This is a genomic window from Prochlorococcus sp. MIT 0604 (assembly GCF_000757845.1).
Lineage (GTDB): Bacteria > Cyanobacteriota > Cyanobacteriia > PCC-6307 > Cyanobiaceae > Prochlorococcus_A.
The window spans coordinates 619010-639646 of record NZ_CP007753.1 but is presented as its reverse complement, the minus strand read 5'-3'; the positions used below and the strand labels follow the sequence as shown (position 1 = coordinate 639646).

General features: G+C 34.1%; 33 protein-coding genes and 1 tRNA gene. 22 read left to right on the top strand and 12 right to left on the bottom strand.

All coding sequences use genetic code 11. The features are described 5' to 3' along the window. Positions 1 to 234: 234 nt before the first annotated feature. The 6 genes from EW14_RS03525 to EW14_RS03505 all read left to right on the top strand — a co-directional run bounded on the left by EW14_RS03525 (position 235) and on the right by EW14_RS03505 (position 3867). Positions 235 to 555, top strand: a complete 321-nt coding sequence (locus EW14_RS03525; RefSeq protein WP_156095657.1) for a hypothetical protein — start codon at positions 235 to 237, stop codon at positions 553 to 555. Beyond that, entirely contained in the window at positions 545 to 1021 is a 477-nt protein-coding gene (locus EW14_RS03520) for a hypothetical protein (RefSeq protein WP_042850127.1), read from the top strand. Before EW14_RS03525 ends, EW14_RS03520 begins: the two co-directional genes overlap by 11 nt. After that, positions 1018 to 1167, top strand: coding sequence for a hypothetical protein (locus EW14_RS10025; RefSeq protein WP_156095656.1), 150 nt, complete (start codon positions 1018 to 1020; stop codon positions 1165 to 1167). Before EW14_RS03520 ends, EW14_RS10025 begins: the two co-directional genes overlap by 4 nt. Next, positions 1168 to 2097 (top strand): bifunctional DNA primase/polymerase, encoded by a 930-nt coding sequence (locus EW14_RS03515; protein WP_042850125.1) that lies wholly within the window; start codon positions 1168 to 1170, stop codon positions 2095 to 2097. Next, positions 2090 to 3592, top strand: coding sequence for a VapE domain-containing protein (locus tag EW14_RS03510; protein ID WP_042850124.1), 1503 nt, complete (start codon positions 2090 to 2092; stop codon positions 3590 to 3592). The genes EW14_RS03515 and EW14_RS03510 overlap by 8 nt, the downstream gene beginning before the upstream one ends. Before the next feature lie 62 nt (positions 3593 to 3654). After that, positions 3655 to 3867 carry a hypothetical protein gene (locus tag EW14_RS03505; protein ID WP_042850123.1) on the top strand — a complete coding sequence of 71 codons (213 nt, stop codon included), beginning with the start codon at positions 3655 to 3657 and terminating at the stop codon, positions 3865 to 3867. 3 nt (positions 3868 to 3870) lie between these two features. Here the strand turns inward: EW14_RS03505 and EW14_RS03500 are convergent, their stop codons facing one another. Beyond that, a complete protein-coding gene (locus EW14_RS03500; RefSeq protein ID WP_042851301.1) occupies positions 3871 to 4446 on the bottom strand; it encodes a tyrosine-type recombinase/integrase in 576 nt (191 codons plus the stop codon). Between the two features lie 671 nt (positions 4447 to 5117). Here EW14_RS03500 and EW14_RS03490 point away from each other — a divergent pair. Then, positions 5118 to 5606 (top strand): hypothetical protein, encoded by a 489-nt coding sequence (locus tag EW14_RS03490; RefSeq protein ID WP_042850121.1) that lies wholly within the window; start codon positions 5118 to 5120, stop codon positions 5604 to 5606. A 5-nt stretch (positions 5607 to 5611) separates the two neighbouring features. Continuing rightward, on the top strand, positions 5612 to 6082 hold the full coding sequence (locus EW14_RS03485; RefSeq protein ID WP_042850119.1) for a hypothetical protein: 471 nt from the start codon (positions 5612 to 5614) through the stop codon (positions 6080 to 6082). Here the strand turns inward: EW14_RS03485 and EW14_RS03480 are convergent. Then, complete coding sequence (locus tag EW14_RS03480) at positions 6075 to 7013, bottom strand: hypothetical protein (RefSeq protein WP_042850118.1); 939 nt, start codon at positions 7011 to 7013, stop codon at positions 6075 to 6077. The two genes, EW14_RS03485 and EW14_RS03480, sit on opposite strands and share 8 nt — an antisense overlap. Then, positions 7010 to 8227: a hypothetical protein gene (locus EW14_RS03475; protein WP_042850117.1), complete on the bottom strand. Its 1218-nt coding sequence runs from the start codon at positions 8225 to 8227 to the stop codon at positions 7010 to 7012. Before EW14_RS03475 ends, EW14_RS03480 begins: the two co-directional genes overlap by 4 nt. 185 nt (positions 8228 to 8412) lie before the next feature. Here EW14_RS03475 and EW14_RS03470 point away from each other — a divergent pair. The 7 genes from EW14_RS03470 (at position 8413) to EW14_RS10020 (ending at position 11225) form a co-directional block, all read left to right on the top strand. Next, positions 8413 to 8499, top strand: a tRNA-Ser gene (locus EW14_RS03470). A 375-nt stretch (positions 8500 to 8874) separates the two neighbouring features. Continuing rightward, positions 8875 to 9120 carry a hypothetical protein gene (locus EW14_RS03465; protein WP_042850116.1) on the top strand — a complete coding sequence of 82 codons (246 nt, stop codon included), beginning with the start codon at positions 8875 to 8877 and terminating at the stop codon, positions 9118 to 9120. A 156-nt stretch (positions 9121 to 9276) separates the two neighbouring features. Continuing rightward, complete coding sequence (locus EW14_RS03460; RefSeq protein WP_042850115.1) at positions 9277 to 9894, top strand: recombinase family protein; 618 nt, start codon at positions 9277 to 9279, stop codon at positions 9892 to 9894. Then, positions 9891 to 10049, top strand: coding sequence for a hypothetical protein (locus EW14_RS10205; protein WP_197049607.1), 159 nt, complete (start codon positions 9891 to 9893; stop codon positions 10047 to 10049). The genes EW14_RS03460 and EW14_RS10205 overlap by 4 nt, the downstream gene beginning before the upstream one ends. Positions 10050 to 10532: 483 nt before the next feature. Next, entirely contained in the window at positions 10533 to 10769 is a 237-nt protein-coding gene (locus tag EW14_RS03455; protein WP_042850114.1) for a hypothetical protein, read from the top strand. A 4-nt stretch (positions 10770 to 10773) separates the two neighbouring features. Then, positions 10774 to 11055: a hypothetical protein gene (locus tag EW14_RS03450; RefSeq protein ID WP_156095655.1), complete on the top strand. Its 282-nt coding sequence runs from the start codon at positions 10774 to 10776 to the stop codon at positions 11053 to 11055. After that, a complete protein-coding gene (locus EW14_RS10020; RefSeq protein WP_156095654.1) occupies positions 11055 to 11225 on the top strand; it encodes a hypothetical protein in 171 nt (56 codons plus the stop codon). The genes EW14_RS03450 and EW14_RS10020 overlap by 1 nt, the downstream gene beginning before the upstream one ends. A gap of 377 nt (positions 11226 to 11602) precedes the next feature. On the opposite strand, the gene EW14_RS03445 is transcribed toward EW14_RS10020, so the two are convergent. From EW14_RS03445 to EW14_RS09825, 6 genes are read right to left on the bottom strand one after another with little or no spacing between them, the layout of a single operon-like run. Continuing rightward, positions 11603 to 12892, bottom strand: a complete 1290-nt coding sequence (locus tag EW14_RS03445) for a hypothetical protein (RefSeq protein ID WP_042850111.1) — start codon at positions 12890 to 12892, stop codon at positions 11603 to 11605. Beyond that, positions 12892 to 13227, bottom strand: a complete 336-nt coding sequence (locus EW14_RS03440) for a hypothetical protein (RefSeq protein ID WP_042850110.1) — start codon at positions 13225 to 13227, stop codon at positions 12892 to 12894. The genes EW14_RS03445 and EW14_RS03440 overlap by 1 nt, the downstream gene beginning before the upstream one ends. After that, positions 13220 to 13387, bottom strand: a complete 168-nt coding sequence (locus EW14_RS10015; protein ID WP_156095653.1) for a hypothetical protein — start codon at positions 13385 to 13387, stop codon at positions 13220 to 13222. Before EW14_RS10015 ends, EW14_RS03440 begins: the two co-directional genes overlap by 8 nt. Beyond that, entirely contained in the window at positions 13384 to 13635 is a 252-nt protein-coding gene (locus EW14_RS03435; protein ID WP_042850109.1) for a hypothetical protein, read from the bottom strand. The genes EW14_RS10015 and EW14_RS03435 overlap by 4 nt, the downstream gene beginning before the upstream one ends. After that, the gene (locus EW14_RS03430) at positions 13632 to 14108 is read right to left on the bottom strand and encodes a hypothetical protein (RefSeq protein WP_042850108.1); all 477 of its coding nucleotides are present in this window, start codon (positions 14106 to 14108) and stop codon (positions 13632 to 13634) included. The genes EW14_RS03435 and EW14_RS03430 overlap by 4 nt, the downstream gene beginning before the upstream one ends. Then, complete coding sequence (locus EW14_RS09825) at positions 14108 to 14308, bottom strand: AlpA family transcriptional regulator (protein WP_081925732.1); 201 nt, start codon at positions 14306 to 14308, stop codon at positions 14108 to 14110. Before EW14_RS09825 ends, EW14_RS03430 begins: the two co-directional genes overlap by 1 nt. 384 nt (positions 14309 to 14692) lie before the next feature. Here EW14_RS09825 and EW14_RS03425 point away from each other — a divergent pair, with 384 nt between their 5' ends. The 3 genes from EW14_RS03425 to EW14_RS03415 are packed head-to-tail and all read left to right on the top strand — an operon-like array spanning position 14693 to position 15865. Further along, on the top strand, positions 14693 to 14893 hold the full coding sequence (locus tag EW14_RS03425) for a hypothetical protein (protein ID WP_042850107.1): 201 nt from the start codon (positions 14693 to 14695) through the stop codon (positions 14891 to 14893). A gap of 50 nt (positions 14894 to 14943) precedes the next feature. Beyond that, positions 14944 to 15528: a hypothetical protein gene (locus tag EW14_RS03420; RefSeq protein ID WP_042850106.1), complete on the top strand. Its 585-nt coding sequence runs from the start codon at positions 14944 to 14946 to the stop codon at positions 15526 to 15528. 7 nt (positions 15529 to 15535) lie between these two features. Continuing rightward, on the top strand, positions 15536 to 15865 hold the full coding sequence (locus tag EW14_RS03415) for a hypothetical protein (RefSeq protein ID WP_042850105.1): 330 nt from the start codon (positions 15536 to 15538) through the stop codon (positions 15863 to 15865). A gap of 27 nt (positions 15866 to 15892) precedes the next feature. On the opposite strand, the gene EW14_RS03410 is transcribed toward EW14_RS03415, so the two are convergent. Next, entirely contained in the window at positions 15893 to 16327 is a 435-nt protein-coding gene (locus EW14_RS03410) for a Tic20 family protein (RefSeq protein WP_042850104.1), read from the bottom strand. A 132-nt stretch (positions 16328 to 16459) separates the two neighbouring features. Between EW14_RS03410 and gloA the strand changes: the two genes are divergently transcribed. The 3 genes from gloA (at position 16460) to EW14_RS03395 (ending at position 18008) form a co-directional block, all read left to right on the top strand. Next, positions 16460 to 16849 (top strand): lactoylglutathione lyase, encoded by a 390-nt coding sequence (gene gloA / locus EW14_RS03405; protein WP_042850102.1) that lies wholly within the window; start codon positions 16460 to 16462, stop codon positions 16847 to 16849. Positions 16850 to 17115: 266 nt separating this feature from the next. Further along, on the top strand, positions 17116 to 17613 hold the full coding sequence (locus EW14_RS03400; RefSeq protein ID WP_025894286.1) for a VHS domain-containing protein: 498 nt from the start codon (positions 17116 to 17118) through the stop codon (positions 17611 to 17613). A 2-nt stretch (positions 17614 to 17615) separates the two neighbouring features. Beyond that, entirely contained in the window at positions 17616 to 18008 is a 393-nt protein-coding gene (locus EW14_RS03395) for a hypothetical protein (RefSeq protein WP_042850100.1), read from the top strand. Positions 18009 to 18010: 2 nt separating this feature from the next. Here the strand turns inward: EW14_RS03395 and EW14_RS03390 are convergent, their stop codons facing one another. After that, positions 18011 to 18484: a pentapeptide repeat-containing protein gene (locus EW14_RS03390; protein WP_025952595.1), complete on the bottom strand. Its 474-nt coding sequence runs from the start codon at positions 18482 to 18484 to the stop codon at positions 18011 to 18013. A gap of 107 nt (positions 18485 to 18591) precedes the next feature. On the opposite strand from EW14_RS03390, the gene EW14_RS03385 reads away from it, so the two are divergent. After that, entirely contained in the window at positions 18592 to 20232 is a 1641-nt protein-coding gene (locus EW14_RS03385; RefSeq protein WP_042850098.1) for a GMC oxidoreductase, read from the top strand. On the opposite strand, the gene EW14_RS03380 is transcribed toward EW14_RS03385, so the two are convergent. After that, positions 20219 to 20476: a DUF2811 domain-containing protein gene (locus EW14_RS03380; protein ID WP_042850097.1), complete on the bottom strand. Its 258-nt coding sequence runs from the start codon at positions 20474 to 20476 to the stop codon at positions 20219 to 20221. The two genes, EW14_RS03385 and EW14_RS03380, sit on opposite strands and share 14 nt — an antisense overlap. Positions 20477 to 20637 lie beyond the last annotated feature (161 nt).

The following is a 20637-nucleotide window of genomic DNA, read 5'->3' as shown; positions in this document are numbered from 1 at the left end:
TCAGAGTAGGCAGCGAGGACTGCAACCTTACAGGATAAGGCTAACGTCCCAGGCTATCAATTCAATTAATTGGTAGTAACTCGTTTAAGTGCTGGTCAAAGTGAAATGGAGTTAATGGCTCCGCCGTGCTTAATCTGAATCTAGACCAAAAGACCCGACGCTGTAGGGTATTAATCAGCCTTCACCTGTGCTTTCTAAGAGTCCGTAAAGAGATATTTCTCAGGGCAATAAGCGGTGTATTTCACACCCTTATTGTCTTTTTTAATGTCACAAATTAATTCTGAAGTAAGGATTGATAGGTTAATTGCAGAAGTCGAAAATCTAACGTCTCAGGTAAAACAACTTATTGAACTTACTCCAACCAGAAACAAAGTCTGGTTAAGGCCCTCCGAGGTAGCCCAATTAATCGGGGTTACTTATAGGCAAATCGCAAGATACAGAGAACAAGGAATATTTAAAGTAGATAGCTACAGATTTAACGGAAACAGATACGAATATCACAATGTTAGAGCCATAGCAGATTTTGAATCTAGGAAAGGCGGTTATGAAAAATAATCAATTAACCCTTCTTCGAGATATTAAAACTGTTGACCAACTTATTCTTAAATTAAATGAGTTGGGATATACCAGGGCAAACGATTTTGAAGAAGAAGACAACGAGTGGGGAGAAATTAACAAATATTGTGTAGTTCGTGACGAGGAGTTTGCGTTCCCCAATACTGCTCAAGGTTCTATAACAATTAACCCTAAGGCTTGGCTAAATGATGAATTGGCTTGCTATGGAGAAAAAGGATTATTCGTTGATTTCTCAACTCATGTACTTTTTGACAATGCCGAAAAGCTATATGAGTGGTCTATTTGTTATGTAGAAATGGGGGAGTTATGGGATATAGATATTGACTCTGTATATATAGAAAAGTTAGATCATAATTTAATTGAATTTATAGATGTAGCAGACGAAAAGTTAGATAAAAGAATTAAGGAAAGGTGTAACGAGAAAGTAAGGAGGTTGGAAGAATGAGAAATAAGCAAATTAAAGTCGTTTTTCTAGTAGATGATTTTGTATTTACAAGTATTGAATCAGCTAAGAAATTTATTCTTGAATCAAGCCTAGAAAGTTCCGAAAAAGATACAAGTAGTCCTAGCAGTAAGGGGAGGGACGTTTAAGTGCTACTTCCCAAAGACTTAGATTCTCTAAAACAACTAGAAGAAGATTTTGTCTTGCTACCTGTAGGTGCAGACCACCCAACTTCTTTAATTAAAAAGAAAAAAGCACCTGTTAATCCTAGAGGTGGTTTATTGAGTGGTTGGAATAAACCAGAACTCAAAGGGTTTACTGTAGATCAACTTTGGAACTACAGGTCTGCTATATCTGTTGGCGTTAGGTGCGACAACTTATTTGTTGAAGACATAGACGGCGACTCAGCTAGTAAAGGATTAAATAGACTTCTTGGTTGGGGAGAACCTACTTGGACTATTAGAAGAACTGGTTGCGAAGGATATTTTAAAAGAATATTCTGTCCCACCAAAGCACAACTAAGTGCTATTACACCAAATGCCAAAGGTAAAAAGGAAATTAGTTTTCCAATTTATACCCTAGAAGAACCTAACCGCAGAGAAGCTATCGAGTTCTTTGGCAATACACTTGGAAGACAAGTTATTGTGTCTGGCTCGCACTATTCGAGTGGCGGTAGGTATTACTGGAACGACAACGAGAGTCCTAGTTTTATTAGACCTCCAAGCGTTCGAGAGTGGAATAAAGTTCTTAAATTGTGGAAGCAATACGTAAACGAAAAACTTCCTACACCTGGCATAGTTACTAAGAACAAAAGTGGTTGGACTAGGTTAGCTGAGTGTCCGATTTGCGGAAGAGTCGAAAGACCTGTCTGCACAATTACGGACGATTTAAACACAATAAGTTGTTTTCACGGAATTACCTATAGACCACCTCTTGATCTGAAGAAAGGGGAAGTTTTATTTAATACCTGGGCATATTCACGGACTGAAGATAAATCATTCGGAAGATTTTCATATTTCGCAAGACATAAACCTAGCTCACTCGAATTGCTTAATCGGAGGTTACAGATTAGTGGTTAATTTAGTTAAAGGACTACCAGAAGGTTGGAATGAAAGAAACGGAATAACTAGATCGCAAGAACTAGACCCTGGGAGGTTAAGTCTTCTATTAAAAGAACAACTGAAAGAGAGATTAAGGTTTAATTTACTGACTCTTAAACCAGAACTAGACGGAGTTGAATTGGCCGAGACAGAAATAACTTATTTATATGTAAAGCTGGGCGAGTGTGGTTGGAAAGTTGGAAAACAAGCGGCAATAGACGCAATAATTTATGCTTCTCAAAAGAATAGTTATGACCCAGTAAAAGAATATTTACTAAGCCTGGAACAACAAAAGAAGGAATTAAAGCTATACGAAGCGGACGTTGATAATATCGCCAGCGACTATTTAAACATCAAATACGAAGACAAACTAAGCAATAAGATGGTCAAGAATTGGTTAGTTGGTCAGGTAAGAAGGGCTTTCCATAGAGGTTGCAAACATGACACTATGCTTGTCCTACAAGGAGATCAAGGAATCGGAAAAAGTTCATTTTTTAGTGCGTTAATGCCTAAGGCTGATTGGTTCAGCGACACCCCCACAAGTGACCCAAAAGATCGGTTATTAATTATCCAAAGTTCTTGGTGCTACGAAATAGCAGAACTAGAAAACCTAACCTCGAAAAACGAATCTTTTAAAGTTAAAGCATTACTTACAAGTTCTTACGATACTTTTAGACCTCCTTATGGTCGTTCTTTAATCAAAGGTGCTAGACCTTCTTGTTTAGTTGGTACTGCCAATAGCACCGAACTTTTGAATGACGAAACAGGGCATAGACGATTTAATTTTGTTCATGTAACTGAACCTATAAATATTGAACAAGTTAAAAGCGATAGAGACGCAATTTGGCTTAGTGCTGTTCTTGCCTATAGAGAAGGTTATGAACCAATACTTGATAAGGAAGAAAGTCAGTTAAGTGAAGTAAGGAGTACCAATTATGAAAAGGAAAATATATTCCAGGATATTGTCCTGGACTATTTAGAGTCTGCACCCGACTATTTCACAACAAGACAAGTATTCTTAGGAACTCAATTAATAACCCCATACGAAAACCCAAAACAATTAGATGCTGTTCAGGTTGGAAAAGTCCTAACTTCTTTGGGCTACGAAAAAAGACAAATGAGAATAAATAAAACTAGAGGTAGGTACTGGCATAAAAAAGAGACACAAGGGAAAGTCCCAGGTGTCCCAGAGTCAGATGATGATGATGTGACAGCCGACTCCCCAGCGATAGACAGCGATAGCGGAAACTGTCCCAATGTCACAACCAAAAATAAGGAAAGTAATCAAAGAGAGAGTGTTAAGCACAAGGCCATTCGCTGGGAAACTGGCGGGGACAATGTGACACCGAAGAAAACCTTCTCAAACGTAGTGGTGGGCTACAAAAAAACGTCCCAACACCCCAAACTTAAAATGTCACAAGAAGAACAAACGAAGGCTCAACGAGATTTAGACGAGTATTGGAACTCATTATAAAAAGCGTATTTTTTCGTATTTAGACGGCTTAAAATATTCATAGGAAAAAAATTACTATTGTTATGAGTAACAGCAAGTATTACAGGGAATATTTAACCCAGGTACATAGGCTGAACGGAATAGAAATGGTTGTTGCACCTCCCGATTTAAGAATGATCGTAATTGACCACAATAAACCTGATGATGAATTACCAGTAGTTGATAAGTTAACTCAATGGGATTTAGTCCTAGAGATAGAAAAACCGCCCATTCAAGGAAAAGTCGCCCATTCATAGCATCTAAGCAAAGGCTTGAACTACGTTCTTTCGTTCCTCCTCGGAAACCTCTAAATATCGAGATAAAACCGCTAAACTTTTATGACCACTTAGGGTCTGAATCGCCTTTAATGGCAATCCTTTTGAGCTTGCACTTGAGAGTGCCGAACGCCTGTAACTGTGGCTACTGACGCCCTTAAAACCAATCCTTTCAATAGTGTTCTGTAGTTGTTTTCCGTGTGCCTGGCGAGTTATTGGTTTATCGCCAAAACGTCCAACAAATACCCAATCACTTGGACTAACTGGTTGGCCCTTTATAAGTTCGGTTTGATGTTTCCATTTGAGAAGAAGGTCATACAAACTTGGGAAGATTGGAACAGTTCGAGCTTCCAATTTATTTTTCACAATTTGTTTTGGAAAAGTTATTCCAGTTGGAAAAATGTTTTCCCATTTGAGTTGCCTGGCTTCTGAAATTCTGCAACCTGTTCGGCGACAAACATTAGCCAGGACTGTATGAACTCCTCCAGGAAGTTCTTCGATTAATAGGTCAAGTTCAGCAGTTGTTAAAACTTTTGACTGACCATTACGATTAGTCTTCATAGCGTGTGATAAGTTTTCTAGTTGCCGAGAAGCTAGTTGTAGACGTGTAAATAACGTCAAGTTTCTCTTACTGACATTTTAGAAACTCAATTCGCTGAAAAATATCCAATATTACTTAAATAAAATACAGTATTTTTTATAGATAGAGGTGTTACAAATAAGGGATAAAAATATTTTTATTTTCTCGAATTACCTATGTTACATATAAAGAATACTGATTTGACTTTGTAGCTATAGCAGGGGGTCTGGTTGCTATTTTTTGATTTCTATTTCCACCTACGGGGAACTTACTTAAACAAAATAATAACACTAATTAATAAATAGTGCAACTACATAGGGTGTCAAAAATAATACAAACTAACCAGCCTAGAGAAAAATACAAATCGGCTGATCGGTAGATAAAAACTATCTTAGAATTTTAATAAGGAGTCATGTCGTTAAATGGCAAATCAAAGACATATCAACGAAGACTGGCAGTTCCAACAAAGGTGCTTGAAGTGTGGTTTGAAGCTATTTCCTTATAGTTCACAAGACGCTGAAGACTGGGCAGCAATGGCCTACCACGAGTGCCAAAGAAGGAACATTTCGCCACGTCAGTTGATGTACGAGAGGAGTCCAAACATAGACAATACTCACGCACAAAGACCACCAAAAGTTATCTATTACTAGACATGAAACACCCTCTACTTGATCGCTGGGTCAGAGTTCTAAGTTCCATCAATCCAGGGAAAGCAATTCCAAATATTAATACTGTCACTAGAGCAAATATGTCGGTAACGCTCCAAGAGAGGTTAAGAGATATAGACCCCGAACTATTTCAGGCTGTCTTTGCAACTCCAATAGAAGAAATAGAAGACTCAAGACTCCAACAACATTTGTATGACCAAGCATTTTGGACAGATGACGAAGACCAATTAAGGCGGTACGGCTACGAAAAATTTGCGAATACGATCAGGGACGAAAAAATAAAATATGAGAATGACAAGATAGAAAAAGAGATTGAAGCAAGTCGGCAAAGACAAGAACTACAAAGGCAAGAGAGAGAAAGAAAAGCTGGTATGTCGTTAATGGACAGAATGCACGAAGAATCTAAGAAACAAACAACAGCAGACGTAATTAACAACCAACTTAGGTATCACGGAAGGATAGGAACAAACTAGAAATTATGAGTATTAGCAAGGTAGGAAGACCAAGTATTAGCGAAAGTGAAGTTCCCCCACATATCGAGGAAGCGTTATTGCACAAGTCTAGGGGTAAGACCTGGGCAGATAGTGCAACTGCGGTAGGTTTGAAGAAATATCAAACTCTGAAAGAGTGGGTTAATAAGAACGATAAAGCTAAGAAGTTCTATAAAGAAGCAGTCCAGGAAAGGCAAGAACGAATACAGGACAAGTTAGACAACAGCTACGAAATGCTTATTGATTCAGCACCCGAAGTTGCTGTTCAACTTTTGAAAATAATCAAGAATGAAAAGACAAAAGGGTACGCAAAAACGGAAGCTATCAATTCCTTTTTCAGAATTGTAGAGAGGGGTTGGTCTGATAAGAAGCTAGCTGAAGCACTACAAGAAACAAAAGAAAGAATTGATTATTTAGAGACTGGAAGACCTCTACAAATGACAGAAAGAACTATTTAAACTTAAGAAATAGCTCACCTTCAAAACCTAAGTCCTTCATTCTTTTAATCCAAACCTCCTCGTCTTCTTCCGTATATTTATCTAATTTTTGAAGATTTTCAGAACCTAATAATGGTTGTAAGTTTCTCCAATTAAAACAGGTTTTATGTTGTTCAGTATCGTTTAGGTCAAAAGACGCAATAGGTCTTACATGATCTATATGCCAACCTTCTTTGGTCCAATTTTCCCAACTCATACCCTCCTGAAATTGTTCTTCAATCCTATTTCTTAACTCTTGCCAAGACCTAACACCAGTAAGTTCAAGAGAAGATTTTAATTTACTCCTACCTTGTAAAACAGCAGTAACTCTATTTCTTACTAGAGTTGCTATTGCTCTTTGGGTTAAATTATTTCTAGCTCTTTGTTCCTTAGCTCTATTTTGTTCTCTTAATTTATCTGCATTTATATCGGTCCATTTTTTCAATGTATTCTTTGCTTTTTCTGTACTTCTATATTTTTTAAGATAATCATCTACTTTGTCTTGATTTTGATCTTTCCATTTTTTATCAGAAAGTTTAGTACAAGTTACACAGCCTTTTTTAACCTTTTTACCAACTACAGAACCACATCTAAAACAAGGACCAGCATAGTAAAATTTCAATCCTTGATCTCTTGCTTGTTTTGCAGATAAGTAAGGACCATAGCTCAATATATAAGGACCTTGTATTGGGTCAACTACATTTTTTCTTCTTCTATCTCTTTTCCTTTCGTTTAAACAAGCGTTGCAACCACCCTCTACCCATCTGAAATCAATATGTCCCCTTCTACAAGTCTTCCCTTCAAAATACTTTGTTAATCCTTTTGCTATCGCATCTTTTCTACTTATATGTGGTCCTTCATAAGGTTTTTGAAAACCTAAAATATTAAAATTTACCCCCCTGGTACTGCTCATTTGTTTATTTTCTTACTTGCGTTTATAGCATCAACCTGTTCATAAGTTGAGTTATAGACAGAATAGTGAGTATTGATTGAGTGACCTAAACTTTTACTCGCAACTCTTGGGTCAATACCAGCGTGGATAGATCGAATACCCCAATTATGTCGAATGTCTGTAAGTTCCAGGAACGGAATACCCAGTTCCTTTGCTCTAGGTTTTAAGTACCTTAACCATTGGTTGCCAAGATATTTGGTTCTGGTTGGGTCATAGTTATTTAGATCAAACGAATATTCTCGTTGAATGTTATCCAGTTCCCATTTGATAGCCAGTTCTTTTGTAAGTGCTATTGGATATTTCATATACATAGACTTCTTACCTTTTGGAATACAAACACTTGTGGCAGTACCGCTATCCAAATCGGGTATGAGTGAAAATGTTTCTCCACTTCTTGTGCCGAAAACGTACAAACTTGCAGTTAACCACCCCCACTTCTCGTTATCTCTAACCATTTCGACCAACTCTATTAACTTTGCTGGGTCAATATTTACTCTTTGCTTTGCTTTGTATTTACCTACATAGTCATCAATAAGTTCAATATTATTTAGTCCGTTTACTTCAGCAAACCTTTTGTAGTATTGGCAAAGTTTTCTTCTTTTATCTGACTCAGGTTGGCTTAGTTTTATCTCATCAATTAAAACTCCCATATTTAAAGTTGAATTTTCTGGAAGTTTATTTAAGTGACCTAGTATTCCTTTCCAGGTCTGTTGTTTAGGTAAGCTATCTCTATCTTTGTTTTCCCAATATTTAATCTCAAATACTTTTATAGCTTCACTTACAGTTATTCCTTTGGTTGTACCTTTTACTTCAACCTTCGGAGTGTCCCACATAAGTTGATCGGGTATAAATCCGTTTTTATTTACATATTCGACTAAGGTCAATATCCTTGCTTCTGCTGAGACAAGGTTACTTATTTCTGAAGTCAATCTAAGTGGAATCTTCCTTTCTTTTCTTACTCCGTCCGTATCCGCAAAAGTTCCTCGAATATAGAGGTAGTTCCCTTTGGTAAGCAACTTAGCCTTTATACCCCTTTCTTTGTTCTTTTGGTTAATTTCTAGTATATTTTGGTTAACCAGTTCCGAATCCAGTTCCGAATTTCTGGCACTAGAACCTCTAGCTGGGTCACTTCCCCCAGGCTTTGTTTTGTTTCCAATACCAAAAAGTTTCTTCACAAGTTAGTCTTTTTGAGTTCCGAATGAGTTCCGAATATATGTCTTAAAATGTCGCAGAATGTCAAGTCTATGTCAAGTGTTAGAGAATACTTTGTAGGCGTTATAAAACAGCTTGTCGGGCTTATTGTAGGCTGTCACTTCCCTTTGCTATACTGTAAAAGTGTTCAAAACTGAATACTCCATTTGGAGGGGTGGTCGAGTGGTTTAAGGCTCTAGTCTTGAAAACTAGCGTATCTGCAAGGGTACCGTGGGTTCGAATCCCACCCCCTCCGTACCTAAAACTAATCAGATTGGTTCAGATGAAATGCTCCTGAACCAAAACTTCCTCATAGTGCAGATATAGAAGGATTCCTACATTAATTCAGCAGAAAACGTAATTCATATCAGTTCAAATTTAATCACATATTTTTAGAAATGTGTTTGGGATGTGTTTGGGACGAAATATAGATGTGTTTGGGACGTGTGTTTGGGACGCAATTCTTAAATATCAAATAACAATCACTAATTAATAAACAACAATCCTTAAATATCAAATAGCAATCGTTAATTAATAAACAGTATCCGTTAAATGTGATTTAAGAATAAGATTAGATACTTTATTGGGAACATAATGAACTATCATTAATAGTACACTTGTATTACTATTCATGATTGACGAAGAGGAATGGGGGTATCTCAATGATTGGGAACCAGATCAATTAAGAAAGAAAAGAACAAAGATTTGTATGTGTTGCGATCACTTTCGTTATGCCTGTACTGTTCAATGCGTGACTCTATTAACTTGCCCTGTCCATCAGAAATTAATACCTCAAGGAGATCATCTAATAAAAGGATGCAAATACTGGGTAAAAAGAAGAGAACTTCGTGAAGGTTGGTGTCCTGAAGTTGCTTAAAATATGTGTTTCAACAACCTTAAGGTTTGCGAAACATAATTAACCCACGCAAAAACTACCCCAAATTGGTAATTTTTGTTTAATTTAATGTTTCAATAAGGGTGTTCGGTTGTTCTTATGTTATAATTTCAGTAACAGTATTGGTAACTGAAACAAATGAACAAAGTGATTGGGTATGCAAGAATCAGTTCTGGAACAGGAACACAGATATTAGACCCACAAGTAGAAAAGTTAAAAGAAAGTGGATGCGATCAAATATTTTCTGAAACAATCAGCACAAGGAAGACAGAGAAAGAAAGACCAGAACTAATGAAGTGTCTTTCATCACTAAGAAAAGGAGATACTCTTAAACTTTGCACTCTCAGTAGATTAGGGAGAACTCAAACTGAAGTAATCCAAAGATTAAATGACTTACAAGCAGAAGGGATAAATGTAATCACGCTTGATGGATTAGTTAATTTAGAAGCACTTGGAAAGTTTGCACCTGTTCTTATTGGTTTATTAACTGGATTAAACCAAGTAGAAAGAGAACAAATTTCTGAACGTGTTCAAATGTCTGTTAATTATCGAAGAGAAAATAACCTTTCTCTTGGCGGTAGACCAAAAACAAGTGCGAAAAAAGAAAAATTAGTTTACCGATTAAGAGATGAAGGAGAAAGTTATAGAGGAATAAGAGAACAAACTGGATTAGGACTTGCAACCATTAGAAGAATTATTGCTGATAGAGATGCTCTTCTTGTACAATCAGAACAAGTAGAGGTATTAAACAAATGAGAGTTATTGCAAAAGTCAGATATGTAGATTTTCAAAAGAGATCTCACGTAGTAGAAGTTGAGAGTGATACTACCGATAGAAGACATTTAGAAGAACTTGTGAAAGCAAGGTATCCCGCAGAAAAAGTCTATTTTCAATCAGTTAGGCAAAAATAGTTGTAATACAAGGTTTTTGACTGATTTAGTCCACTCAGAATCGCCTCAGAGGTGCCTGAAATAATCCTCCCTTGTATTGATACCCCTTAAAATAGTCTTTATTCAGTCGCCATCTAAGATCTGCTTAGATTATTGTTTATATTCAGACTTCAATACTTATTTGTAGGAAATTCACAGTAAAAGTGTCCAAATCCCAGTTATAGTCATACCTTTAGTAACTTTTCTTAACAATTATACAGTTTTAGGATAAAAATCGTATAAATGTCCTTGTGGCGTTTGAATCAAGTGTTTTAGGTCTTAATTAAGTCCTTTAGGTTACTTAATCGTCCTTAAGGACAACTTAAAGAGAAAACTTAAGGGAAAAAAGGTTTTAAATACCCAAATAAATATAAGTACGTGATGTATATAAAGCGTGTTAACTATCGAAAAATATCAGTCAGAAAGAAAGTAACCGATCTCCCTTACATTTAATTCCATACAATAATGCAACAATTACTATCCAAGAGAAAGAACGCAGTTCAAACCACCGAAGGTGGTTTTGATCCAGTTCCATTGAAGAAATCAAGACAGGTTTCATATAACAAACAAGAAAAACATATCCAGAAAATGGAAACCAAATTAATGGAGAAATATAGGTTGGGATACAGTCAACTCCATAAAGCATTAGTGCTTAAAACTGCTCAACAGGAATTTAGCGAAATACACAATCTATTCTTTTAAACTCATGACCTACGGAAGAACATATCAAGACTTAATCAATTACAACCCATTGATGAAGAACGTCTATTACGAATATGAAAAGAAGAAGAAGAACGACCCTCAACCGCCAAGATTCAGGACTCATCAATTAGTCAAAATACCAGTCTTGTTTGATGAACCACCTGATGCTCAACCAAGATTTCGTTGGGTTACTTCTGAGTGGTCTACAGGAAGTCCTACTCCTGAAATGAAACTTTGGGATGAGAAATTAAGATTCACATTGGGAAGGATGCAAGGCGGATATTGATGAAAAATTATGGATTAATACCTCAAATAGATTGGATGTTGAGAAGACTTTCTGAAGAAGATAATCAAAAACCAGAAGAATATTTGAAGGAACTAATTATCAAAAAATACTATAAGGAGTTTAGGGAAGATGAGTATCAGGATTCAAAACAGGTTAGAACAAAGGATTGAAAAAGCAATCAAACAACTACCTTACGAAACCACCAAAGAGGACTTTGTAACCTCAGCACTCAACAACTATTTTGTCTCTCTCGTGAAGACCAAGATGTTAAAACAAAAAGTCTAAGGGAACCTAACCTACAAAGTGTTACGGATGAGAGAAAAAAATTTCTCCAGGAAAATTCTCTTCAGTAGGTCGAATAAATAATAGTGGGATTGATTGATTACCCATTGCTACAAAATAAAAGATCAGTTTTTTTATTGTTTTCCAACTGGTCTTTTTCTTTTCCCTTCTAAATAATCACGGAGATATGAATTGACTCTTTTTTCAACTTTTATTTTGTAGATGATTAAAGAACCATCCTTAAAAAGATGGTTCTTTTTTTTTGTTAATTAACACCTCCAATCTTTAATCCTTGATCGACTAAAGATTTTGTCCACCACTTCATAAAGTCTCTTCTCTCAGGGAGAAAGACTGTATTGTCGTATGCTCCAGAACTACCTTGCTTGTGTTCTGTATGACCTATTTGTCGAAGGATAATATCCCTCGGAAACCTTCCTACTTCTTGCCCTGCGGTCACTAAGACATCCCTCCAACCATGAGCAGTTAATCTTCCTTGTCCAAGTAATTTTTGGATGTGGGAATTAATTGATTCAGGAGATAAATGTATAAAGTTTTTTCCTTCAGGAGATTTAAAAACATATTTTTGATAACCATTAATTACTCTTAAAATTTCAAGAATTTGATTAATTTCAGGAGTAATTGGAATTAGATGGTCATAGTTTTTATCATTCCTAAATTTGAGTTTTCTTTTCAAACCTTCAGTCGAAGCAGGGATCCTAATTAGTTGATTTTCTTCATCAATCCAATTCCACTCCATACGAACTACAGCACTTGATCTGACTCCGATCATCAAGTGCATTTGAGTTGCTAATTGAACAAGAATAGAAGTATTACTTTTATTCTCATGCAATAAATTTAGAAATTCTGGAACCTCATTCCAATCAATAGTTGGATTACTTTTTGGGATATGTCCAACTCCTTCAGTCATTGGTTTTCTTGTCGCAGGGTTTTGTCCTTCAGGCATTAATGCTTGATCCATTGCAAAGTTGAATAGTTGCTTCAACAATGTTCTGAGTCTCCCTGCCTGATCGTATCGACCAGTTGCTTCCCAATGTCTTTGCATATCCAGAACAAGAGTTCGTCCTCCGTTTTGCATTTCAAAGTTCTTAATTGGTAGATCATGTCCAAAGTAATCAAGAATTTGTTTTAAACGATTTCTTCTTGAAATCCATGTTCTTTCAACAATAGTTTTTTGGTAATGTTTGCTGAATAAATCAATTAATTCTTTAAGAGAAATATTCTTAGACGTTCTATCAAGTCCTTTATTTTCAAAGAATAATTGTGGAGTCAAATCATTCTTAATCGACCATTCTTTGATTTCTTCCCATTTATTGAGAACTTGTTTTGGATCGTTTTTCTTTTCATCAAAGACACCCAAAGAAATATATTGAGTTTTGCCTTTTCTTCCTCTTGGATAACGCATCCTTCCTTCAAACCTTTTGCAGTTTTTGGGTTGAGGTTCAACGATTAGATATAAACCAGTTCGCTCCTGAACTGGTATTACTTTCTTGTGAGTTTTAGATTTTGTCCTTTTAATTTTGGTAATAGAGAGCATTAGTATTCATCCTCAGTTTGTTGAAGTATTACTACTGACTTATGAATCCCCCATTCGTACTTTTCATAAGGCAATTCCTCATACTCTTTTTCAGTTAATCCGACAGGATAAGTCTTATAAGGTTTATGTAAAAATCCAAGATTTTTAATTAATTCATCCAAATTCATAGATATTATTTCGACAGATTCCTCAACCATTAAATTATCAGTACCCCATTGGAATCCCTCAGTTTCAACCCTTACTAAGTATCTTTGATTTTTAAGAAACATTTTTCCTCTTTCGAATTGAAATTTGTTCCTTTTAAGTTGATCTTCTAATTTTTTGTTTTTAGTCATTAGTTTTCCTCAAGATTCTGTTACTGCATACATCCCATATGACGTTTCCTAAGTGTCTTGTTCTTTGGTTATGAACAAGTAAATATTCGCAATCTTCATCAGTTAATGTCTCAACCATTTGTTTTGCGTAATTTCCAATTTTTTGGTTGTATGAAGTCATTTGTGATACCTCAAGAAATATTCTGGATCTGTTTTTTCTGAAAGTGATTCCTTCAGTTTTGGGATAAGTGCTTCAAAATATTGAATCTGCTCAAGATGAGATTTTGTTCTTTTTGTTCTTCTATCCATTTGGTAAGCATAAAATTCATTAATTAATCGAAGTAACTGCTCATAAGACCAAATGATTTCTTTTAATGCACAAGTCTCACCTCTATACATTTGAAGAGATTCTTCATTAGTAACTTTCATTTGACTTCCTCCAGAACTGGTTCAACGTACTTGCGGTAGTTAGTATCAAGATCTATTCCTGAATGATTCTGAATTTGATAAGAAGTTATTTCTTCAGGACTCATACCTTTCTTGATCTCTTTCTTCCAATCGTTAATTCTTTTAGTTGTATATCCCAACGTTTCTTTTCTTTCTTGGATATATCCATGAAGAGATCTGAGAGATGTGAAATATGGAAAGACTTTAATTTGGTCAAGAATTTTCTTTCTATTTTCAAATTGTTTTTTTCCTTTTTTATTCCAAAAATCCCTTCTCACTCCCCACATTAGAAGTTTCCAAAATTCAGAATTTACCAAGTAACGATTAAGACGGGGATTTTTTTCTGGAATCGTAAAATATTTTTCATCTCCTTTTTCAAAAATAAACCAATCTCCAAAATCATCTGGGAGTTGATCTGAGTGCAATAATTCTGCAAAATTTTCAATTAATTTCATTAGTAGTTTTCCTGATAGTGTTTTCTTAATTCGTATGTTTTATATCCGACCTTTTTAGGTGTGATTTTTACTCTTTTTGGGAAAAGACCATTCTTTTCCATGCGAGTAAGTGTTGATCTTGACGTAGAGAACACATTACATGTCTCACTAATAGTCAAGAAATACCTATCCAAAGGTATTGGAGACCTTAAGTCTTTCATTTTTTTTCTATGGGTTAAGTTGACTGATATTTGCTATAAAAAAGTTCAAAACTATGAACTTATTACATTCAAAAGATGCTTTCGATTACTCTAACTGCTTATCCCTTTTGATAGTAATATTATAGCACAAACTTCAGTCCCTGTCTACCTTTTGGTCGAATCTCATCTTTTTATTTTTAGGGTTTGCTAACTGTAAATAATCCATTTGTGTTTGGGATGTGTTTGGGACAATATGACTTTTCTGGCGTATTATTAATTCAAATCAGTTCAGGACTATTCATTCTGAATGGACTCTATGGACACCCCCTCCGTTCAAATAAAGAGAACCTAATAATAAAAACACCTTTCTGAAACGTTTTTGTTAGGATAAATTTTATTTAAATTATGAATAAAGGATTTGCCACAGATAATTTAATATCCAAAAAATCAAAAAAAAAAGTTATTTCAAATGAACCGCAAGGAAGATTAATATCATGGTCTCCTTGGCCACCTGCTAATTTTCAAACACGATATCCTGCTTTCCCTTTTGTTCTCACAATATTGATTATAGTAATCGGGCAATGGTACATTTCTCTACTAAGGTGACCCTAAACTGTTTTTTTTAAATTAGGGTGAATTAAATTTGAGAATTTATTTTGTTTTTTTCAATTTTATTATTTGCCCACTTTCAAGCGGCAATCATCCCAATATTATTAGGTATTAGATCGATTAATAAATTCAAACATATAAGCAAGAACAAATTGATACCTTTCGGTTTTATTTTTTTAGGATTGGCATCGATTTCTGAAATGATAGATCATACCCAAACATCTTGGATTTATGTAGATCACTCCTCTTTATTGAATTGGTTATTTTATTCTTTCCTATCTTTAGGTCTAACATGTTTATCTATATCAGTTATTAAAAATAAATTTATTCAAAAAGCTAATATTTGTATTTCTTTATGTTCAATAATCTCATATTTTTCTTTTGATAAAACTATTTCTCTCCTTTTTCAAGTAATAATAAGTATCCTTCTAATTATAAATTGGCAAAGAGTTTTTAAAGATTGGCTATTTATTCTTTACCCAATATTTGGTATTATTTTCACGACTTTCTTTGGCACAAGGCTCTCAATTAGTGGCGATCAATTTTGGCATGTTTTAATAGGCCCATCTGGAACAATTAGTGTTCTTATCTTTTATTTAGTATTAAAGAGATCGGAGAAAAAATTTACTTAAGATTCTTATGAAAATATTTGTATTTATAAGTTTTATAGTGTGCTTAGTCACAATATTTTCTCCAGTTGAAATCTTTGCTGATACGGCACTTGATGTTTATATGAATGATTTTTATTCTAAATCGAATGAAGCTAGCCAGATTCTTAAAGAAATCGAAAGCAGTCTAAAAGAGGGATCAAGAAAAAAAGTATGCTCTAGGCAAAGAGAGGCAGCGAGATTAGGTCTATTAGCTAATAAATCATTAATTAAAGCCTTTGAAATAGAGGGGGCTAATCCGCCAATGCAAGCGATAAAGGCAAGTCAACAAAGATGGGAATCTATTCTGAATGAGTGCTAAAGAAAGTCAGTAAATCTAAAAATCTTTTTAAATTTGCATTCTTACAGATTTACTAATTAAGGGAATTTCAGGTTCAACTCCATAAATACATTGAGAAATCGAATAAATAAAAATACATAGTATAAATATAAAAATTATTGAGCCTAATTCAACTATGGGAAATATTCTCAAGAGATATGAAATTATTATCAAAGCAATATCGATAAGTAATGCTTGGCATGCGTTATATCTAACGAAATAGGGGACATTTGGATTTCTTACTAATCCAGCAAACAGAATTATAAATAATAAAAAACTACCAAAAGGCAAAGATTTTTCAATTATTGCTATCGGAAAAGTTAGTAATAATAGTATTTTTAAAAATGAATATTTATAGAACAAATAATATCCAAAAGGTATTGATGCCTTTAATGGCAAAGTATATAAAAATACTGATGAGAGTCTTTGGAATATTTGATTCAATATGTTATTGAAATTTCGTATTCATATTTTAACCTAATTTTTTGAACTTAATAAAAAGACTACTTTCGAAAAAATCAACTTTGGCAGATGGTTATTAAATATTAGATAATTGATTCAGGTTCATAATTCAAAATGCGTATCCTACATACAATGTTGAGGGTTGGAGATTTAGATAAATCCATTGATTTCTACGTCAATAGATTAGGAATGAATTTATTACGAAAAAAGGATTACCCTCATGGAAAATTCACTTTGGCATTTGTTGGTTATGGATCAGAAAAAGAAAACTCAGTAATTGAATTAACTTATAACTGGGACAAAAAGTCTGAAGACTATGAGCTTGGAGATAAATATGGTCATATAGCTATTGGAGTAAAAGATATTCATCTAATTTGCCAAAGATTAGAAAAAAATGGTTGTAAAATAACGACCAAACCTAAAACAATGAAAAACAGTACTACTGTCTTGGCTTTTGTTGAGGATCCTGATGGTTATAAAATTGAACTTATTGAAAGAGATTAAAGGCTCAAAAGTTTTTAATTAAATAAACAAATAATTAAAATTTCATAAGATTTAATTATCAAATATATCGTTTTCAATTAGCGAAAAAATACCTCTAAAATCACATTGGATGGATTCTGCAGTTTCAATTTTTGTAAAAGATTATTTCTAAGACGAGGAATTATTAAAAATAGAATTAAAACTTTAAACAATCTATATTTAATCTATTTAGAATTCATAGACAATCTATATAGATTTATATATCATAGAATTATCTTATAAAGCTTATGCCTAGTAATTGGTCAAAAATAAGAGATGAATGGCTCGATAGAACCGCAGTTGCGAAAGATGATGCTAAATGGGCATTAGAAGCTTTAATTAATTCCGAAGAAGAGTTGTTTGAAATAGAACAAAAAATAAAGAATAAAGAGGACGCTATAAGCCAAGTAAAATTTTTGAAGAAAAAGGTTAAAGAAACTATTTCCTCTAAAGAAATTAGTCTCGATGATATTGCATTAAATACTTCAAATTCAAACAAAGTACAGATCTCAGTACCATCAAATCTTACTTATCTTTTGAAAGTATGGGCCGCAGCAGAAGGAAGAGATCTATCAAGTGTTGCTTTTCAATGTTTAGAAACTGGTATAAGGGAAATGAAAAGCAAAGGTTCAATACCTTCAATAGCAGTGAATAGATATGACTCGGCCTGTCAAAAGAGGATTGCATTAGCAGAAGTAAACAATCTATTGGAGAAATACGAATTAGCTCAGGATGAAATCAAATAATTATGAATAACAGAAAAATCATTAAAGGATACAAAACATTAATATCATCAAGATTTAATGTAGATACTTCTATGGATAATTCTGAAGATGGAATAATTTATACTCTTTATTCTGATGCATTAAATTCACTTAAAGTTGGTTTTGCTGAAAATGATAAGTTACTAGAAAAAAAATTATCAAGTGACGCATTGATATTATTGGATATGAAAAAAGGCAAAAAGAAAGATCTATGTTTACTAATAACCACTTTAAAAGAACTTGGCATCAAATATTCAGACAATTTTTATTTCAAATACTCAGGTTCTTTAATGAAACATTTATCTATTTTAGGTTGGCCTGTTGGAAGATCACTTTATAAACAAAGAAAGATTAAAAAAGAACTTGTATGTGCATAAATTTAAATGTAATCGCACTCTAAAGTTTCTCTTGTTTCTCTATTTGTAATTGGATTAGTTCCAGTAGCACTTTCACAAAATTTCCTAATAATATCTTTTGGCAAAAAAACATTTGTGAAGTCTGCACCTTGTATTTTTACATTTTCAAACTGGGTACTATAAGCAAAAGAATCCTCCAAGTTAGTATTTGATAAATCTGTTCCATCTAAAACAGCCGAGTCTAAAGTTACTTCTCTTAAGTTGGAGTTACTTAAATTAGTATCTTTCAATTTTGCTCCATAAAGAGTCGCATTTTGGAGCTCACAACCTGACAAATTTGCGTCTTGTAAATCAGTCAAATAGAAAGTTGCTCCTTTTAAATCAGATCCAGAAAAATCAGCCCCTACCAAAGATTGCTTACCATAATCTAACGCAGCGAAGCTTCTTGAAGGGAGGGTTAAAACAACTATTAAAAAAGTTAAAATTATAAATCTCATTTGTTTGAGTAGTATTTTAATAAATTCTAACTTCTTAAGCTGAAATCTAAAAATTAATTATTTACTGAATGCTATATTTATTGAAATAGCAAATCACGAAATAGGTTTTGGATATAAGTCCTTATGATGCAATTGTTGTTGGTTCTGGAGCTACAGGAGGAATAGCAGCACTTACATTAGCAGAACAAGGGATCAAAGTTTTAGTAATAGAAGCAGGGCCTCAAGTTAAAAGGCATGAAGCTAGTAATCATGAGCCCAAAAGTACATTAAAAAGATTATCAGGGGTGATAACAAAAAAGCATGCCAATCAGTGCAAACATCCTGGTTACTGGAAAAATAATCCTGACTTATATTCAGATGAATTGAAGCATCCTTATGACTTCCCAAAAAAAAAGCCATTTCTTTGGACACAAGGTAAACAATATGGGGGAAGATCATTAACTTGGGGAGGCATAACATTAAGACTTGCCTCAGAAGACTTTCATCCTGCTAAAAAAGACGGATTCGGCCCAAACTGGCCTATTTCATACGAAGAAATTTCCCCGCACTACGATTTTATTGAAAATTTCTGCGGAATTTATGGACGAAAAGATGATATCAAGGAGGTCCCAAACGGTAAATATATTGGTGAAATTCCTCTTACAGAAAACGAAAATGTTTTTGGCAGCAAAGTTAAATCAAAATTAAACTATCCATTTATCCAATCAAGAGGATTTGACCGTAATTCATCTGTAAAAGAAAAAAATTGGCCCAAGTCCTCTAGCGTAGGAAGCTCTTTAAAAAAAGCATTAGATACTGGAAATGTACAAATAATCTCTAATTACCTAGTGGAGTCTTTTGAGATTAACAAGATAACAGAGCTTGCCTCAAAACTAACGATTGTAAACCTAGAAAATGGACACAAAGAAGTATTGGATTGTGATTTAATTCTTCTTTGCGCATCAACAATTTCAACACTGAGAATATTACTGAACTCAGAATACAAATCAAATTCCTTAGGGTTTAAAGATAATTCTGGGAAATTAGGTAAATACCTAATGGATCACATATCTATCTGTAGATTTTTTTCAGTCCCAAAAGCAAAAAACTCAGATAAATCACTAGATAATCCTTCCGATCTTTCTGGAGCAGGCAGCTTCTTTATTCCTTTTGGTTCAAATTTACCAGAAATTGACGACATAAATTTCCATAGAGGTTATGGAATCTGGGGGGCAATTGATAGATTAGGTATACCTAAATTCTTACAAAAAGACGCAAACAAATCCATTGGCTTTCTTATCGCACATGGTGAAGTTCTTCCTAGAGAGAAAAACTCAGTTTCTCTCTCAAGAAAAACAGATGAATGGGGAATACCAATTCCCTACATTGAATTCGCATGGAGCGAGAATGAGTTAAATATGGCAAAACATATGGAAAAAACAATACAAAAATCAGTCAAAGCTGCAAATGGAAAAATAAAAAATATTGATGAACTAATGAATATTCCATTAGGGAGTTTATTTACAAAAAATTTGATAGCACTTTCAAGTAGTCCTCCTCCTCCTGGATATTATATTCATGAGGTAGGGGGAGCACCAATGGGGTTAAATGAAGAAAATAGCGTAGTTGATAAATTTAATAGATTGTGGAGATGCAAGAATGTACTGGTACTAGATGGAGCATGCTGGCCCACATCATCTTGGCAAAGCCCCACACTTACAATGATGGCCTTGAGTAGAAGAGCCTGTTTAAATATTAAAAAGACTTAGAGGGTTTAAATAATTGATTTAAATAAATTTCTGAGACAGAATTATCTGTACAACCGTTTTGAACGAGAAAAGTAGCTAATGCTGAATTTATAAGCTTATATTGATCCCAAGTCGGGTTACTTAATACGAAATCTTTCATAGTGTTATAAAGAGTTTCTGAAAGCTCTGTTTCTAATGAGACTTTATTCGAAGAGCACTCTACGTGTTTCTTATCAGTTAAATTTGTTTGGCTGATTGGATCCATAAATTTATTTTTCTACATCAACAATAATGATATTTTTTTCTAAAAATATCAAGAAAAATCTTCTGATAAACTTTTCAGATTATCAAATAAGACTCATGTTATAGGTCGGTTTTTAAAAAACTTCTTTTTCAAATAATGAAATTGAATAGATCTTAAAAAAA